This window comes from cyanobacterium endosymbiont of Epithemia clementina EcSB (assembly GCF_029919255.1).
Taxonomy (GTDB): Bacteria; Cyanobacteriota; Cyanobacteriia; order Cyanobacteriales; family Microcystaceae; genus Rippkaea.
Map to the genome: position 1 here is coordinate 944590 of NZ_CP123991.1, position 16760 is coordinate 961349.

General features: G+C 34.7%; 12 protein-coding genes, 1 tRNA gene and 1 pseudogene. 10 read left to right on the forward strand and 4 right to left on the reverse strand.

Translation table 11 applies throughout. The features are described from left to right. The first annotated feature begins 221 nt into the window (after positions 1–221). The 4 genes from P3F56_RS03140 (at position 222) to P3F56_RS03155 (ending at position 3893) form a co-directional block, all read left to right on the forward strand. Complete coding sequence (locus P3F56_RS03140; protein WP_281153348.1) at positions 222–1454, forward strand: bifunctional sterol desaturase/short chain dehydrogenase; 1233 nt, start codon at positions 222–224, stop codon at positions 1452–1454. Between the two features lie 911 nt (positions 1455–2365). Beyond that, a complete protein-coding gene (locus P3F56_RS03145) occupies positions 2366–3037 on the forward strand; it encodes an ABC transporter ATP-binding protein (RefSeq protein ID WP_281153349.1) in 672 nt (223 codons plus the stop codon). Between the two features lie 78 nt (positions 3038–3115). Beyond that, positions 3116–3661 carry a YacP-like NYN domain-containing protein gene (locus P3F56_RS03150; protein ID WP_281153350.1) on the forward strand — a complete coding sequence of 182 codons (546 nt, stop codon included), beginning with the start codon at positions 3116–3118 and terminating at the stop codon, positions 3659–3661. A 159-nt stretch (positions 3662–3820) separates the two neighbouring features. Further along, positions 3821–3893: transfer RNA gene (locus P3F56_RS03155), tRNA-Glu, on the forward strand. Positions 3894–4040: 147 nt separating this feature from the next. On the opposite strand, the gene P3F56_RS03160 is transcribed toward P3F56_RS03155, so the two are convergent. Further along, positions 4041–5324 (reverse strand): serpin family protein, encoded by a 1284-nt coding sequence (locus P3F56_RS03160; protein ID WP_281153351.1) that lies wholly within the window; start codon positions 5322–5324, stop codon positions 4041–4043. A gap of 272 nt (positions 5325–5596) precedes the next feature. Here P3F56_RS03160 and P3F56_RS03165 point away from each other — a divergent pair, with 272 nt between their 5' ends. Both P3F56_RS03165 and P3F56_RS03170 read left to right on the forward strand, forming a co-directional pair. Further along, complete coding sequence (locus P3F56_RS03165) at positions 5597–6241, forward strand: MotA/TolQ/ExbB proton channel family protein (protein ID WP_281153694.1); 645 nt, start codon at positions 5597–5599, stop codon at positions 6239–6241. A 26-nt stretch (positions 6242–6267) separates the two neighbouring features. Beyond that, positions 6268–6918, forward strand: coding sequence for an ExbD/TolR family protein (locus P3F56_RS03170; RefSeq protein WP_281153352.1), 651 nt, complete (start codon positions 6268–6270; stop codon positions 6916–6918). A gap of 70 nt (positions 6919–6988) precedes the next feature. On the opposite strand, the gene P3F56_RS03175 is transcribed toward P3F56_RS03170, so the two are convergent. After that, positions 6989–7426, reverse strand: a complete 438-nt coding sequence (locus P3F56_RS03175; RefSeq protein ID WP_281153353.1) for a hypothetical protein — start codon at positions 7424–7426, stop codon at positions 6989–6991. Positions 7427–7607: 181 nt separating this feature from the next. On the opposite strand from P3F56_RS03175, the gene P3F56_RS03180 reads away from it, so the two are divergent. Both P3F56_RS03180 and yidD read left to right on the forward strand, forming a co-directional pair. After that, the gene (locus P3F56_RS03180; protein ID WP_281153354.1) at positions 7608–8777 is read left to right on the forward strand and encodes an extracellular solute-binding protein; all 1170 of its coding nucleotides are present in this window, start codon (positions 7608–7610) and stop codon (positions 8775–8777) included. Between the two features lie 12 nt (positions 8778–8789). Beyond that, positions 8790–9026, forward strand: a complete 237-nt coding sequence (yidD, locus tag P3F56_RS03185; RefSeq protein WP_281153355.1) for a membrane protein insertion efficiency factor YidD — start codon at positions 8790–8792, stop codon at positions 9024–9026. A gap of 98 nt (positions 9027–9124) precedes the next feature. Here yidD and P3F56_RS03190 read toward each other — a convergent pair whose 3' ends face one another. Then, complete coding sequence (locus tag P3F56_RS03190) at positions 9125–9571, reverse strand: cupin domain-containing protein (protein ID WP_281153356.1); 447 nt, start codon at positions 9569–9571, stop codon at positions 9125–9127. Between the two features lie 1970 nt (positions 9572–11541). Continuing rightward, positions 11542–13455, reverse strand: coding sequence for an FAD-dependent oxidoreductase (locus P3F56_RS03195; RefSeq protein WP_281153357.1), 1914 nt, complete (start codon positions 13453–13455; stop codon positions 11542–11544). 162 nt (positions 13456–13617) lie between these two features. Here P3F56_RS03195 and P3F56_RS03200 point away from each other — a divergent pair. Together P3F56_RS03200 and cobA are read left to right on the forward strand one after the other, a co-directional pair. Continuing rightward, a pseudogene (locus P3F56_RS03200) lies at positions 13618–13850 on the forward strand (hypothetical protein). A 24-nt stretch (positions 13851–13874) separates the two neighbouring features. Continuing rightward, on the forward strand, positions 13875–15404 hold the full coding sequence (gene cobA, locus P3F56_RS03205; RefSeq protein ID WP_281153358.1) for a uroporphyrinogen-III C-methyltransferase: 1530 nt from the start codon (positions 13875–13877) through the stop codon (positions 15402–15404). Positions 15405–16760 lie beyond the last annotated feature (1356 nt).

Below are 16760 nucleotides of genomic sequence, written 5' to 3' on the forward strand. Positions count from 1 at the left end.
CTCTTTGTTCGTTTGTTGTCTGCTTTATACTTTAAGGTTTTATTCTAGCGGAGAATGCAAATTTTGTTTGTTGGCGTTTTTAAAAGTTCATTTCAGTTAAACGTTAAGGATGAAAAGCTATAATGGGGAGGCTATACTGGCACGTCAGCTACTGTTAGAATAAAAAAGAACTATTCATTACTATTTACCCATCTTAACAAATAAATAAGTCTGACCATTTTATGCTGAGTGATATTATTACGATGACCTCTCTACTGTTAGGTTCAATTCTCTGGGTAGAAATTGTTCGGGACTGTTACCACGCGTTATCCCACCATTGGATTCCTTTGTATCGTCTTCATGCTTGGCATCATCGCGTATTTCGTCCTGATTTATCCCCCGTCAGTGAGGAAATTTACCGTAAAGCTCATTGGTATAATGATCTTCCAGAAGCATTAGTAATGTTGACTTTGAGCCTGATTCCTGGGACAGTATTTTTTGTTGAAAGTTTTCCCTACAGCTGGATGGCGTGGGGAGGGTCAATTTATGCTTTAACTTTTCTGATCGGGGCGATCACGCGGGGTGCAGGAGTTCCCTACGCCGATGAATTAACGGATATTACCCATCGTCAAGGGGAATTTGTTACTCTTCCTGGAAACTGGTTTGTAAACCGTCCGTACCATTGGCGACATCATTTTGATAATCAGAAAGCTTATTATAGCGGAACATTGACCTTAGTAGATAAACTTATGGGAACTGCATTATCTCTAAAAGGAAAAACCGTTGCAGTCACTGGTGCATCAGGAACTTTGGGGCAATCACTCTTAAAACAGCTTTATAGTAATGGGGCTATACCGATTGCTTTCACCACCTCTCAATCTCAGTCTATTGCAGTAGAAATTGAAGGCAAAAAATTACCGATAAAAACATTAACTTGGCAGGTTGATCAAGAATTGGAATTAACGGATGAGTTAGAGTCAGTTGATATTTTAATTCTCAATCATGGTATCAATGTTCATCATGAGAGAACTCCAGAAGCTATTAATAAATCTTATGAAGTAAATACATTTTCTAGTTTGCGGTTAATGGAGTTATTTATTACTACCGTTAAAACAAATAAAGATCGGGTTTGCAAGGAAGTTTGGGTCAACACCTCTGAAGCAGAAGTTTGTCCTGCAGTTAGCCCCCTTTATGAATTAAGTAAACGAGCTTTAGGAAACCTAGTTACTTTACGTCGTTTGGATGCTCCTTGTGTGGTAAGAAAATTAATTTTAGGACCATTTAAAAGTAACCTTAATCCTATTGGCTTAATGTCCGGAGATTGGGTTGCTAAGCAAATTATAAAAGCAGCAAAAGCCGGCAATAGGAATATTATTGTTACCGTTAATCCTATCACGTTTATTTTATTTCCTCTCAAAGAATTTTTTGTCTTTCTATATTTTAAATTATTTAGTAGAAAGGTAAAGATAATTTAAAAATCTATTAAGACAAGAAGAAAACTAGCTATTAATCATCGAGGTATAATATTGCCATTTGTTCTGTTGACTTAATCGCAACAATGTTATTGAACTTATTATTCAATACCTTTATTCTAAAGTAATGAATTTATTCGATGAATTCGTTTATTAATTTTTAACATACTTTTAGATTAGAAAAAATTATTTCAACTCCATTAAACTCAATGAATTATTTTGCCATCGAAAAGTTTTTAACTCTCAAGAAACTACTTTTCTAACTCCAAATCAAATTACTGCTACTGCGCATAAATAACAGGTAATTAAAGTTAAATAAAGAACAGTATCTTTGTAATTATCAGTACGTACTATTTTCTTGGAAAGATTATTTTAGCATGGGTAATTGGGTGATAAAGTCATCATTATTGACTTGTTTATTGTAATCGTTACCAATTATTTTATTTCCTTTAACTAACACTTAGCTAATAATTAACTTTTAATTTATACTTTTAAAGCCTGGAAGATCGCTGTTTCTATAAACTTATATAAAATTTTATTGTCCTTACTTTCTAGTATAGATTATTGATACTCGAGAGCATTGTAACTATTTAACGTTTATCTAGCCAACAAAAAAGGTTATTAACTATCCATTTGTTTCTTTTCGTAAAGTTTAGTTTTGCTAAACTTACAGTACTATATTTTCAATATATACCTATTAAAGGCTCTATTTAAAGATTGTTTAAGTTTCTAATAGTTTACTTATTATTAATAGAATTGTAGAATTTTACTATGTCAGGGTTTGACAGGTTTTTACTATCCTCAATATGGTAAAAATTAAAGTATTAAGATTAAAAAGTTAGTTGGAACTAGAATAAAAATCTTTTGATTTTAACGTTAAACTACAACAGTAGAACTGAATTATTAATGACTTAATGACCAATTTTGCGATTCAAGTTAAAGATTTAAGCTTTGGTTGGGATCAAAACTCTTTTGTACTGCAATCATGTTCCCTAGAAGTTCCTAAAGGGGAATTTTGGATGTTATTAGGGACTAATGGTAGTGGAAAATCAACCCTCTTACGATTAATGACGCGACTGCTAACTCCCCAAACTGGAACTATCGTCATGAGTCCCCCTGTCGGTTTTGTTTTCCAAAACCCCGATCTTCAGTTAGTTATGCCAACCGTTGGAGCTGATATCGCCTTTGGGTTAGTTCCTGAACGTCTATCCCCTATCGAAGTCCGTAAGCGTGTACGGAAAGCTTTGTCGGCTGTTAACCTTCTAGAATTAGAGCGACGGCCTATTTATGCTCTTAGTGGAGGTCAAAAACAACGTATTGCTATTGCTGGAGCGATCGCCCGTCATTGCCAAGTTCTTCTCCTTGATGAACCTACAGCCCTCCTAGATGTTGATACCCAATTAGAATTAGTGATCCAGGTACAACAGTTAGTTAAGAGTCAAGGTATTACCGCTTTATGGGTTACACATCGCTTAGAAGAGTTAAATTATTGCGATGGTGCTTTCTTACTAGAAAACGGAAAAGTAATAGACAAAGGAGACCCCAACCATCTAAAAGCTAGATTAGTTTCAAAAACTTCCCCTTAAAATGAAAATTCTTTGCTAAAATCGGAGGACATTTGCATCAAAAAATACCTTAAGCACATATGACCACTTTTAAAAAACATGCTTCTTCCTCACAATCCTTTATTATTAATCGATGGTTATAACATTATCGGGAATTGGACTTCTTTAAAGAAAACCCGTGATCGCCATGGTTTAGAACCGGCAAGACGAGAATTGGTAGAGGCTCTGGTTAATTATATAGCCCACAGTGGTTATCAAGCACAAGTCATTTTTGACTCCCAATATCGCAAGACCCCTAGTTCTTTAGAAAAATATTCCCCCAATTTATCTATACACTTTACCGCTTGGGCGCAAACGGCTGATACATACATTGAAAAAGTCTGTGCATCTTTTTTTCATCAAACCAGTCCTACTCCGCCTCGATTAATCGTCGCTACATCAGATCGAGATCAACGTTTGACAGTAGTAGGATATGGCGCAGAATGGATGTCGGCTCAACATCTAGCTAATGAAATAAATCTATCCACTCATCAAGTTAGACGTAAACAACGACCTAGCAAACGTAGTCAGAGTCGTTTCTTGTTTAACTGTCTTGACGCTAAATCTCAAGCTCGTCTTGCTCAATGGCAACAAGGGACAAATTAATAATAACTTTCTTGATCGAGTTTTGGGAATTTATAGACAGGTTTTTAAAGAACATATGTATTAAAAAATATCTGAGTTAGAAATTTCTAGAAAATTGATGAGTAAGACTATTGACATGAACAAAGATCATTGCTAGATTAGTGTATGTGTCAAAAACAAGCCCCCATCGTCTAGTGGCCTAGGACACCTCCCTTTCACGGAGGCGACAGGGATTCAAATTCCCTTGGGGGTACTTCCGTGATGAGGAGTAGAACTTCGGTTTTACTCCTTGTTTTTTAATGAATAACAGGGGATGTCCGAAGCTCAAAGTTTTTAAAGAACCTCGTTTAAAGTGACGTATTCCAGAAATTCAGGGCTTTTTTTCTTATGGAAGTAAGTTTTAGTTAGGTTTTTTCACAACTCCCATGAATATAATCGCATTAGTTTTATGATCACGAATTGTACATAAAAATGGACGATTAACAATCATGGTAAATTGCTCTTCTGGAAGAAATACAGAAGTCATCCTTGCACGAATGGGACTGGTGACGGCAGACTGTGTTCCTCTCTCGTTAATCTCCACTAAAGTTTTGTGTCTCATATGATTCACATAAACTTGACGGGATGTTAATTTGGAAAAGTTGGCTGATGATTGTTCGAACATTGTGGACATTCCTAAAGACATTAAAGCCTTTTCCATGTCGACTTCATCGGATAGACTGAAACGGGGTAGTTTTAATTTTCCTTGTTGTTCACGAAATTGTCCCATCCATTTTTTCCATTGACCCACTGTTAGTTGTGAAACTAGGTCTTTTAGATTCTTATCTGGTCGAGGAAGAAAGATTTCTAAACTAAAGCGTTCTCCTGTGTAAGGTAAACTCACCGCTTGAAATTCTGATGTTTCAAAATAGCGGTACTTTCCTTCACGAGACATCAATGGAAATTTGATAACCCTATCATTACTTAAGTAAAATGGCTGTTGTGTAGTCAGATGAGGATCAAATTCTATTTGCCAAACTCCTTGAAAATAAATTGCGTTGACTAAAAAAAGTACATCGTCATGACTAATTTGCTCAATGATTTGGGGAATTTTTCCTAGGGTTTTTTCTTTCACCCAACGATTAACAATTCCCACTGACTCAGCACTCTCAAAATTTAAATTAGTGATTTGAGCCTGATAGTATTCTTGATTAGTTTTGAGGAATTGATAACGAAAAGGAAATCCTTGTCCAGTCCAAAGTGAATTAACAATTGCCAATTGACCACAATAATCATTCGTCTCTAATGATTTTTCTAGAGTTTTATTGGCATGATTAAAGGCATTAAGATTAACACCTTTAATCCCCAGTGCACCAGACATTTCTTGCCGAGTAGTTCCGCTTGCGCCATTGTAGAGCATAGATAGAGCTAGAGCTAAACTAACAGGAGAGACAGCAATATTCTGTTCGGAATTTTGTCTGGCTAGAGTGGAAAAGAGCTTAAAACCAAATTTCATCTGAGCATTTACCAGTTTTTCATTGCCCAAAGTTTTTTTCGGAAAAAATATCTTTGGGGAAACTTCCTGTAGTGCTTGAGCGTCTGCTAATATGCTGAAAACTTGAATTTTAGATGAAGGAATAAACCAACTCAAAAGGAATAAACCCAGAAATCCAAAAGTTGTGATCAAAGTTTTTCGATTCGTCATCACTATCACTCCTATTTACCACACAGCAATGTCCGAGTAAACTTATCCCAGAGCTTTTTGACCTGTGCCTTTTGGGCAACTCTATGCTTTATTAATGAGATTTTGGACAAAGCATTCTTATTTCGAGAATATACTTGATTGCTAAACATAAACCCTTAGAATTGTAAACAAATAATTCTAACCGTTAAAGTCACACTTAGTTGGGGACAAAGAACGGAGGTAAGCTAAAGAACGTGAACATCGCAGAAATTATTCAAAAAGGTGGGGTAGCTATGGGCCCGCTCCTCTTCTTGTCAGTACTCGTATTAAGTACTATTATTGAGCGTTCCTGGTTCTGGGTAAGATTTATCCCTAAAGAAGGGCAAATACTTAATCGAATCATGGATACCGCTGCTAAAAACTGGAATTCGGCTCCAAAAATTGCCAGAGAATACCGTAATCACCCTATAGGCAACTATCTTTATACTCCCCTGAGATTGACTAATCCTGATCCTGAAGTCTTCCATTTAGCTTTAGAATCAGCTGCCGATGATGAATTGGCTCTCATGCGTCGAGGGGATAAGGTACTAGAAGCCGTCATTGCGCTGTCTCCTCTTTTGGGGTTGTTGGGCACAGTATTAGGACTTATTGGTTCTTTAAGTTCAATTCAGATTAGCGATCTCGGAACAGCCTCAACTGCCGGAGTTACCCTAGGAATTGGCGAAGCCTTAATTTCAACAGCAGTTGGTTTAATTGTAGCCATTGTTAGTTTAGTTTTTTATCGCATTTTCCAAGCCTTATGGTTTAATCAAGTGAGAGTTTTCCGTAAAACGGGCAGCGAATTAGAGGTAATTTATCGTCAACACTGGTTAGAAATAGACGATGATCGCTATCCTATAAGTACCGATTCGAAGCCCTCCGAAACAGCTGACCACTAACTTCTTTGATCTTAGTAAAGGTACTTATGACACAGGCCACTGGACAAAAACTAAAAAGTCAGAAAAATAAACCCCATGTTCACTCGCGCCCCCTAAAATTGTGGCAAGACACGTCTCTCCACCAGGAGGTTCGCATTGAAATTTTGCCGATGATAGATGTAATCTTTTGCATTTTGACCTTTTTTATTTTGGGGGCTGTGGGATTATCTCGTCAGCAGGCTATGAGCCTGGATTTACCTAAGGCTAGCACTGGAACACCGCAAATGCGAGAAATGTTAGTGGTTAGTCTCGATGATTTCGGTCAGGTATACGTGGAAAAACAACTGGTGACGCGCAACCAACTTTTTGATGCAATTAAAAACTATCACCAGTTTAATCCTAATGGTCTGATGGTTCTCCACGCTTCGGGAAATGCTAGTTACAACGAAGTTATTCAAGTCCTTGATATGTTAAAGCAAGTGGGGGGTGATCGCGTTGCCCTAGCAACTTTACCAGGGGAATCAGAGCCTTCCAGTAATGCTCTGAATCTGACTCCTTTGCCATCAAGAAATCAATTACTCGAGAATGTTCCTAGTTCCTGGCCACAAAAAGTTCCGACTAGTCTAGAGCAAGGATTGGGAGGCTCCCCTAGCATTCCTCTTAACCCTTCCTTATCAGGGGTTCCCACATCTCCTTAAATTCAACTAGCTAATTAACTCAAGGAAATACTGTCCATTAAATATCTTATTTAAGGATGAACCCATACAACTAATCTTGTGAGTGAGCAACTTTCATAAAAGGTAACCCAGAGCGGCGATAAGCGAGTAGTTGTTCTTCTAACGCAGCAATTCGATTATATGCTGCTGTTAGTTGAGCTGTTAGTCGGCGAACTTGAAGATCCCTTGATAGAATTATCTCCCCTTCAGGGGAGATTACGCTCTGGTTGTCACGGTCATCTGAAAGAATATCCTTATGTTTAATCCCTAACTTCAAGGGTTTGTTAGTGATTGAAGGTTCAGTATTAGGACTTGGGATAAGATGAGAAACACAATCAAAAGACTTTTGCTTGATGTTAGCAGAAACTTCTAACGGGTTTGCCAAGGTGGAGATCTGTTGACTAACTTGTTCCACCATTTGATTAAGTTGATTGAATTTGTAATTAAGTTCATTAATTTGTTGCTGTAGCCCATCCATAAGAATTCCCATAACTAATACTTAGATTTACATGTATTATCCTAGAAGTGACCAAGGAAAATCTTTACATACTCCCGATTAATTTAACGATTCGTTAACTATTCTTAGTTTAATTTTAAGAGACAAAATTATCGTTTATTTGTCATAGCTTTTTATAAGTTACTCAACAGTAATCATTGATACAACGTAAATTATGCTTAGTCGTCGTTCTTTTTTAATTAGTGCTGGTACCCTGGCACTAACGCAATTATTATCGGGATGCGACAATCACTCTACTGCATTAAGAGTTTTGTTGTTACAAGGCTCGATTCCTCCCCAATTATTAAAAGCTTTTTATCAACAATTTTCTAAAGATCAGTCTCTTTCTTTCAAACCGACAGCTCAATTAAAAGATATCTGGAAACAATTACAAAGTTGGCAAGGGAAAAATAAAACTTCTCAAGGTTTTAAAGATTGGTTAGGTAAACTTCCCTTAATCAACGATAATTCCCACAAGATGAGCGATTTAGTTACCTTAGGAGATGCTTGGTTAGGGAAAGCTATTCAAGATAAGTTAATTCAACCCCTGACTTTAACTGAGATAGCAAATTGGCAAAAACTGGATTCTCGTTGGCAAGCTCTGGTCAAACGAGATGAAGCCGGAAATTTAGATTTAGAAGGACAAGTCTGGGGTGCACCTTATCGTTGGGGAACTACATTAATTGCCTATCATAGTGATCAATTTGAGACGTTAGGATGGACTCCGACCAATTGGGGTGACCTGTGGCGAGAGGAATTGCGCCATCGCATCGCGGTCGTTGATCAGCCAAGGGAAATTATTGGTTTAACTCTAAAAAAACTTGGCTATTCTTATAACAGCCCAAATCTATCCCAGATTCCCAACTTATCTTCACAACTCCAAGCCTTAAACCAACAGATAAAATATTATAGTTCTCGATACTATTTACAACCTTTGATTATTGGAGATGTTTGGCTGAGTGTGGGTTGGTCTAGTGATATTTTACCTTTAATGGCTAAAAATAGAAAAATTAAAGCGATTATACCCCAATCAGGAACCTCTCTTTGGACAGATATCTGGGTACAACCGAGAGCTGAAAAAAATAATATTAATCTATCGACATTAACAAAACAATGGATTAATTTTTGTTGGCAAGAATCGTCAGTCAATCAAATTTCTTTATTAACTGATGGCGCCTCACCAATGATTTATACAACCCCAACAATATCCACAAAAATACAAACAAATCCCCTCCTATTTGTCGAAAAACATATCATGAACAATTGCGATTTTATTGAACCACTATCTGAGCAAAATAAACAAGAATATGAATTTTTTTGGAAGGAAATGAGAAACTCTAAATAGGTAAAAATTGAGATGAAAAATATTTTTATTTTACTTATTCAAATATATAGACGTTTTATTTCTCCTTTATTTCCTCCAAGTTGTCGTTTTCAGCCTACTTGTTCTCAATATAGCTTAGAGGCTGTTGAAAAATTTGGTGCTATCAAAGGAACTTGGTTGACGATGAAAAGAATTTTACGCTGTCATCCTTTGAACCCGGGAGGTTATGATCCTGTTCCTCCACTAGAAAAGGATTTAAATAGAAAGTAACATTGGTTTTTGATAAAAAAAATCTGCCTAATTTTTGAACAAGAGAAGACAGATTTAATAAACTTGACAATAGATCTTGCTGATTTTTAAAAATTTACTTATGCTTGATGACGAGAGTAATCATCTTGGAAACGAACAATATCATCTTCTCCTAAATATTCTCCATTTTGGACTTCAATAAGAATTAATTTAATCACTCCTGGGTTTTCTAGGCGGTGGACCGTACATTGAGGAACATAAGTGGATTGGTTAGCCACTAAAATTTCTTCTTTATCTCCACAGAAAACTCTAGCAGTTCCTGAAACAATAATCCAGTGCTCGCTACGATGGTGGTGCATTTGCAAACTGAGACGATGTCCAGGATCAACTTCAATGCGTTTAATTTTATATCCTGGCCCTTCTTCTAGGGTAGTAAATGATCCCCAAGGCCGCATTTCAGTAGCACAGATACCGCTATGAGAAACAGAAAAGGGGATAGATACAAGACCATTTTTATTGTTAGTAGTCTCTTTTTTATTACTAGTAACTTGTTTTGTTTGAACCATATTATTTATTCCTTGGAGTACAAAAAATTAAAATTTTGATAATTTTATGACATTCGTTGAATACCGTAGCACAAATCATTCAAAATAGCAGTTAGCTTGCTGCAAATAATGGAGATACATCTGTCTTAATTATTTATTAGCTTATTCAGACATTCCTAGGTAATCAACAATTACTTTGATAACTCTTATCAAGAAAAGATAAAATAGACAGCGGTATTAATAGATTCAATTTTTTAAAAAAATTTAGAAATAATGTAAGAGTCAACTTGTTTCATAGATGGCAGATATTCTTTTTCTTTTTATACAAAATAACAATAGTTATTGAATCTGCTTGTCTAGGTGTTAATCCCAAAATTTTAACTGATTTTCCAAGAAAAAAATCTAATACTTTTCGCCTCTATTTCGTCCTTATTTTCATATAAAATAAATAAAAATTACTATATTAATTTTTAAATTATTTGGCAATAAACGACAAATCATAGAAATTGTATTAATCGTAATAAATATTTTAATGTAATACTTGTTGCGATTAATGACAATACTTTTAAAAGTAATTACTTCTGAAAGTAGCTAAGATATTTCAATTATAAATTGATCTATAAACTCGTAAAAGTTATTTATATTTTGTTAAAATTTTCTTTGTTGTTCGATATTTTTAGGAACTTAAAAAGTTACTATAATACCTTTTTTCTTAATTTTTTGGATGAAAAAATAACTTGTTTTAGACTTTTATACCATTATTTCTATGAAAAAAACTTTAAAAGCTTCTGAATTCATCCTATTATTGAGCAATAACTGTACTATATTGATAATTTGACTGTAGACTTTTTCTAAGTATCTCAGTTAAAATACTTTGTACAGTTAAAAAAAATACTCACTAGATATCAACCTATATAAAAATTTAGCTAAAAGAATTATAAGAGCAATAACTCTCAAATTTGACCTGTAATCTAAAAAACTCTTCCAGAAAAATAAGGAAATATAAAAAAACGTCAAATTAACTCCAGGAAAACCTCGTAATTTTTTTTTAGAAAATACTGAAAATGCAAATAAATAAAAGTCATTATTAGAAATAATTCATGCCCTAAATAAAAATATAAAAAATCGATATTTTAAATCAAAATTTGCAAATATAATAAATTTATAGACTCTATTTTGAATTAATCAAAAATAACTCCTGTTATTCTTTTTTTTAGTTTTTTCTTTAATCCAAATAGATAATGATTCCTATCATCTAACATTTAGCCGAATTTCCCCATGGCTTTTTAGGTATAATAAATAGGGTTTTTACACCAGCTAGTCAATTTTAATAGTCTTTATTTCAGTCTTATTTTTCCCTGTAATTTGTCATAAATTCCTCTTTTAAATCGTATATTTTTGAGAGTAATAATGATCTTTAAATACTTTCGTTTTTGTTTGACTATGACAATATTTATTCTAGGGAAGTTCTACGAAAATTTTGGAGCAAGCAAGAGACAGATTAATCTGAAAATACGGCAAAGATAAAAAAATAGAACCGGTAATTGTTTTTGATAATTAGTCAGTAGATATAAATATGTTAGTTGAAGCAAAACTAAGATAATAAAAAAATATAGATATATTTTTAAAAAAATTAGAGTCCAGAACTAAATATAACAGAAGAGGTATGGCATCAAATAAACACTCATAGAATTGCCTGAAGTACGTTTAAAGATAAATATAATTTAGCCAAAACAGTTAAACAAAGTCCTGCTCAGAAGAGTTACTATCGATTTTACTCCAATTACTTCAATATCTCATTGTTTAAAATTTGCTCAATTGGAGTTTGCTAACCGTAGACTCACTATTATATAAATAATTTTAACTATAACTTGTGATTAATAACTTACTTAATTTACTAAAACTCAGTTAGAAAATAAGAGTTTTATCTAGACGAATGAGTCAAGTTTTGGTAATTAGAGGGAAAGCCCTAAGACTTTGATAATTATCAATTATTGATGCTTGTTTCCTATCCATAAATTTTTCAAAGCATCTAAGGTAAAATCAAGATAAGATCTTGACCACTGTAAAAGTTCTTGGGTACCTGCCATTTCCCAAATCCAATATAATAATATCGGATTTTTTAAAGCAGCTTTTAAGGCTAATTTATTAAACATTATCCAAGTAGTTTTATCTTTAATAAAAGTATCTGCTACCTCTGTAGGAGAATCTACAAGGAGTCCAAAAAAGGTATTTAATATCGCATTAATTCTTTGAGGAGGTAAGGTTTTTCCGGTGGGAACCATCATTCCTTTAGAAAATAACCATGTTACTGCAACATTACTTTGATAGGCACGAATTTTGTTTAAATTTTTTGCTGTTAAATGATTATTTTTTAGTGCTACATCTAAAGAACGAGTTAGATGCCCTAAATTGCGGACTAAAGATCCAAAACCTGTAAAAATCAAAGGAGATTGTAAAGAAGCAGCATCCCCAATCGATAAAAGTCGGTCAAAAGCTACTTGACGATCTCGTTTATCCATAGAAAAGTGACCTGGAATATAACCAAAAGTTGGCTTTTTCCAGACCAATTTTTCTAAATCACAATTACGATACTCCGGTAGGATATTAAAAAAGTCTTCATACATTTCCAATAAAGATCCAGGGTTTTCAGGATGCACTTGATGATAATGAAACAAATAAATCGTCAACTCATCTTCTTTTCCTGGAAATAATTCCCAAATTAATTGTCGTCCACGGGAAATATCTCCATGGGAGTTTAACACATCTCCATATTTTGAGTTCCAAACTTTAGGAGATAATCCTTCAACAATTGCCCCAACTGTCGGACAAACACTATTGAAAGTTTGCTTGCCATTCATTTGCCAAGCAATGGGAGAAGCTGTTCCCATAGCATCAATTAGTAATTTTCCCCTCACCTGTTGAGAAGTTCTATGCTCTAAGTTAACTAACTGTAGAGTTACTCCATCAGGGTCAATGTCAGCACGAATAAATTCTGTTGTATCCAAGATTTCTCCCCCTAATTCAAGTAACTTTTTTCCACATAAATTTAAAAACTTAGTAGTATCAATAGCAATATTTAAAACTGTGGGAGTATGCAAAACTTCTGCTTTAAGATGGGGAGGATTGTTGCCATCAAAAAATTTATTAAATCCATCAATATATTCCTTGACAATAAGACTTTCAAATTCTTCTGGGGTGAACAATTCTAAATCAATTAAAGTTTGAAATTCAGAACGGGAAATATTCCATTCTCGGTTCATCCGTCCAAAAGCTAATCGTTCCACTACCAACACTTGATAGCCTAATTGTGCCATCATCGCCGCGTGAATTGCGCCTAAAGCACCACCAACATAAATAATGTCGTAAGCCATCATAGTTTCCTCGGAGGATTTTTGACAGTCAAATATGACCTGTTTGGGTTTTTGTGAGTTTTGTACCCCTTCACGCCAGCGTTTCTCCCACCAATACACCCGTTGTAAGTCTGTTTCCCCTTGGGGCATTTTTCGGAAAAAATGAACGGTCTGGGGATAATTATCTTCTAAAGCCTCAAAGATTGAATTTTCTGATAAATCGAGAGCACAAATTTGGGGATATTGAGGTGGAAATACCTGTTGAATGTCCTTGATTAATTGATGGCAAATATTCCCCTCTGACGGAAATCGCTTTTTTCCCCAACGAAATATTTTAAGATAAGTAGTTCGTTGAATTGACCAAAGAAAAATTGATAACTCTGTCTCAGAAATGGTAAGTCTAGTTGATGCAGAATTAGAGATCACTTGTAACCGAATACCTTGGGGGGTAATCACCTTTTGTCCTATCTGAGGAGCCCATTTATTTTGTAACCAGTTAGAGACAATATCTATATGGGGTGTTGGAACTTCTAAGTAAAGGATTTCTTGCATCTCAAAATTGTCAGGAAAAAACTTAAGGAAAAATATATAAGTTTAGCTTTTTTTAAAAAAAGCTAAACTTATGCTCTGCTGTAGGGTGACAGATACTTTTATAAAAGTTTACAATTATTTGATAATATCGTCTACATTATCCAAAACCGTGGTTGAGTTGTTATACATTCTCCTATTGCTGCTAGTCCTGAAAAAATCTTTGCCTTCCGCAGTCAACCTGTTAATGAAGAAATGATTGCTGTGGCGATGCTGGTGTTGTTAAACTTGCCCGTTCTCAGGGACAATCGTTAGATGAGTTAACCGCCGAAGTTTTACAATGTAATCGCATGCTCGATTTCGTTCAACGCCGTTGGCTGAGTAATCTTGTAAAGCAAGCATGGCAAGCGTTACCTTGAAACAAGTTAAAGGCATGAGAGTAGATGAGTGATTGTCGAGGGAAAGTTTATCTAGTAGGGGCGGGAATTGGTTCTGTTGCTTATTTAACCCTCAGAGGACAACAGTTACTAAGTAACGCCCAAGTTCTAATTTATGACGGTTTGGTTGATTCTCAACTCCTCGATTTAGCCCCAGAAAATTGTCTGAAGCTAAATGTAGGGAAACGAGGCGGTTCCTCTAGTACCAATCAAAATACCATTAATCAGCTTTTGGTGGCTCATTGTCTTCAGGGAAAACAGATAGTTAGGTTAAAAAGTGGCGATCCTTCAATTTTTGGTCGAGTTAACTCTGAAATTAAAGTCCTAACCCAAGCAAATTGTAATTATGAATTAGTTCCAGGTATTTCTTCCGCCTTAGCTGCCCCCTTCTTAGCTGGCATTCCTCTGACAGACAAACAGTTAAGTTGCTGTTTCACGGTGTTGACAGGTCATCAACCCGATTTACTGAACTGGGAAGCCTTAGCCAAAATAGACACATTAGTTGTTTTAATGGCGGGAAGGACATTACCCCAAATTGTCTCTCAGTTACAAAAAAATGGGCGATCCTCTTCAGAACCTACTGCGATTATTCGTCACGGGGGCAGTCCTCAACAAGAGGTTTGGATATCGACGTTGGGAGACATAATAGATCAGGTATCAGGGATCTCTTTATCTCCTGCGGTTATTGTTATTGGCGAAGTGGTTGGTCTAAGAAATGTGGACTTTTCTTCCAGTCCCCTTGCAGGACAAACGGTTTTAGTTACCCGTGCAGCAGAACAATCAAATCAGTTTAGCCTGATGTTACAACAACAGGGGGCAAGGGTAGTTGAAATGCCGGCTTTAAAAATTATTCCCCCGTCGAGTTGGAAGAGTTTAGATGATGCTATTGAGAAACTGTCTAGCTTTGATTGGTTAATTTTTACTTCAGCAAATGGGATTAAATTCTTTTTTCAACGGTTAGAAATTTTAGGGAAAGATGTTCGAGCATTAGCAGGGATTAAGCTGGCAGTAGTGGGAAAGAAAACGGCTAATGTACTCAAAAAATATGGATTAAAGCCTGATTTTATTCCCCCTGATTTTGTAGCTGATTCCTTAGTAGAAAACTTTCCAGAATCTTTAGATAATAAGAATATTTTATTTCCGCGTGTTGAAATAGGAGGTCGAGATCTTTTAGTTAGAGAATTACAACAGCAAGGAGCGCAAGTCTCAGAAATAGCTACTTATCAGTCGGAATGTCCTAACAATATTAATCCTAAAACTTGGGAAGCTTTACAACAAGAAAAAATCAATATTATTACCTTTACTAGTTCTAAAACTGTCCGTAATTTTCATTATTTAATCTACCAGCAATTAGGGGGGGAATCACCAAAAAAAATATCATCTATTTTAGCTAAAATTATTATTGCATCTATTGGACCGCAAACTTCTAAAACTTGTTATGAGCTTTTAGGAAAAATTGATATTGAAGCCAGAGAATATACTTTAGAAGGATTAACAAAAGCGCTAGTAACAGGGATAAAAAATGGGCAATACTAAAAAGTCAAATTAGCCTTAAATATTTCTATAAATATTTTGAACATTTTCTATTCCTGAAGTAGATATCATTAGCCATAAAAAATTATGATTAGTATTGTTGAACTCTCAAGAGATGTCATTAAATAGTGCGAAACTTATGTGACTTTTTTCAATAAAAAACTAGCTAAATAGACTAATATTGAGAGACTTATTGACTTAGCCATTAAAATAATTAATAGAAATATTAGTTGACGATGTCAAGACGGAAGTTATAATATATTTTTTTGATTAGTTTGCTACAACCCTTGATACTAAAAATGTTAACTTAGTCTTCCTTGAGTTTCTTTGTTTTCTAGTAAGAATTTTATCTTTTGTAATTTCTCGAGAGAAATTATGTATCCAATTGTCTGATTCGAGTTATTTTTCTCACTAGTGCTTCTCGGAAATGCTTAGCTGCTCGATTCAACTATTGAATTGATAACTCGATGGAGAAATAAGTCAAAAGCTGTATATTTGATATATATATCTCTATTAATTGACTTAATCAAGTTATTTTTCTTCCAAACTATTTGTCTCCAGTGAAGGGAAAGAAAAAGCCCACCTAAGCAATATTTTAATTGAGCTGCCTAAACAAGCTTCGTTTATCTGCAATCAGACTTTACGTAGATTCGACGAAATTTAAAAATAGAGTTGTTATTCGAAATATCTAAGTCAAAATATAACAAGGTTGACAATTATCAAAATTAGTAATAGCAACTGCTAACAATCAAGACTATAATGATTGTTTAAAAACAACAGTACGCAAAGCCAACCTACCTTTTGCCTTAAATCTAGATAAGGTCTTTCAGCTAAATAGATATACGCAATAACTCGAGCAAAAAAGTTGACAAAAAAGTACAAAATAGTTTGAGTTCTCGAATATTCAATCTGGGAGATATTTTTACGTTAGTCTATAACCGTTTCAATCAAAAACGCTTATAGACTAAATTTTATTAGTCAGTTTGCTTCCTCTCCAATAGAGGATGAGTAACTAATTGAAGTTTTTATTAATAGAAATTTTTAAGGAGTTATTGAGCAATATATGCTCGGTAACCCAATAATTTGCCCATTAAATACTGCCTTGACTCAGGAACTAGTGTACGGTCATCATCTATATTGCTTGAAGTTAACTTAAAAATAAATATTCACCGTGGTCGTTTATAATTGTATGTAGTTTTAATATTTAATGTCATCCTATAGAATTTTAGTCCCATCTAATTAAATCCTTAGAAAACTTGGTTTGTTCTACTGTGAGTTTTAAAAAAGATTTCTGTCGTAGTAGAATCGGTGAAGCCAATTACTATCATCTTTCTTTTGTAAGTCAGTAAAAAACAGCAC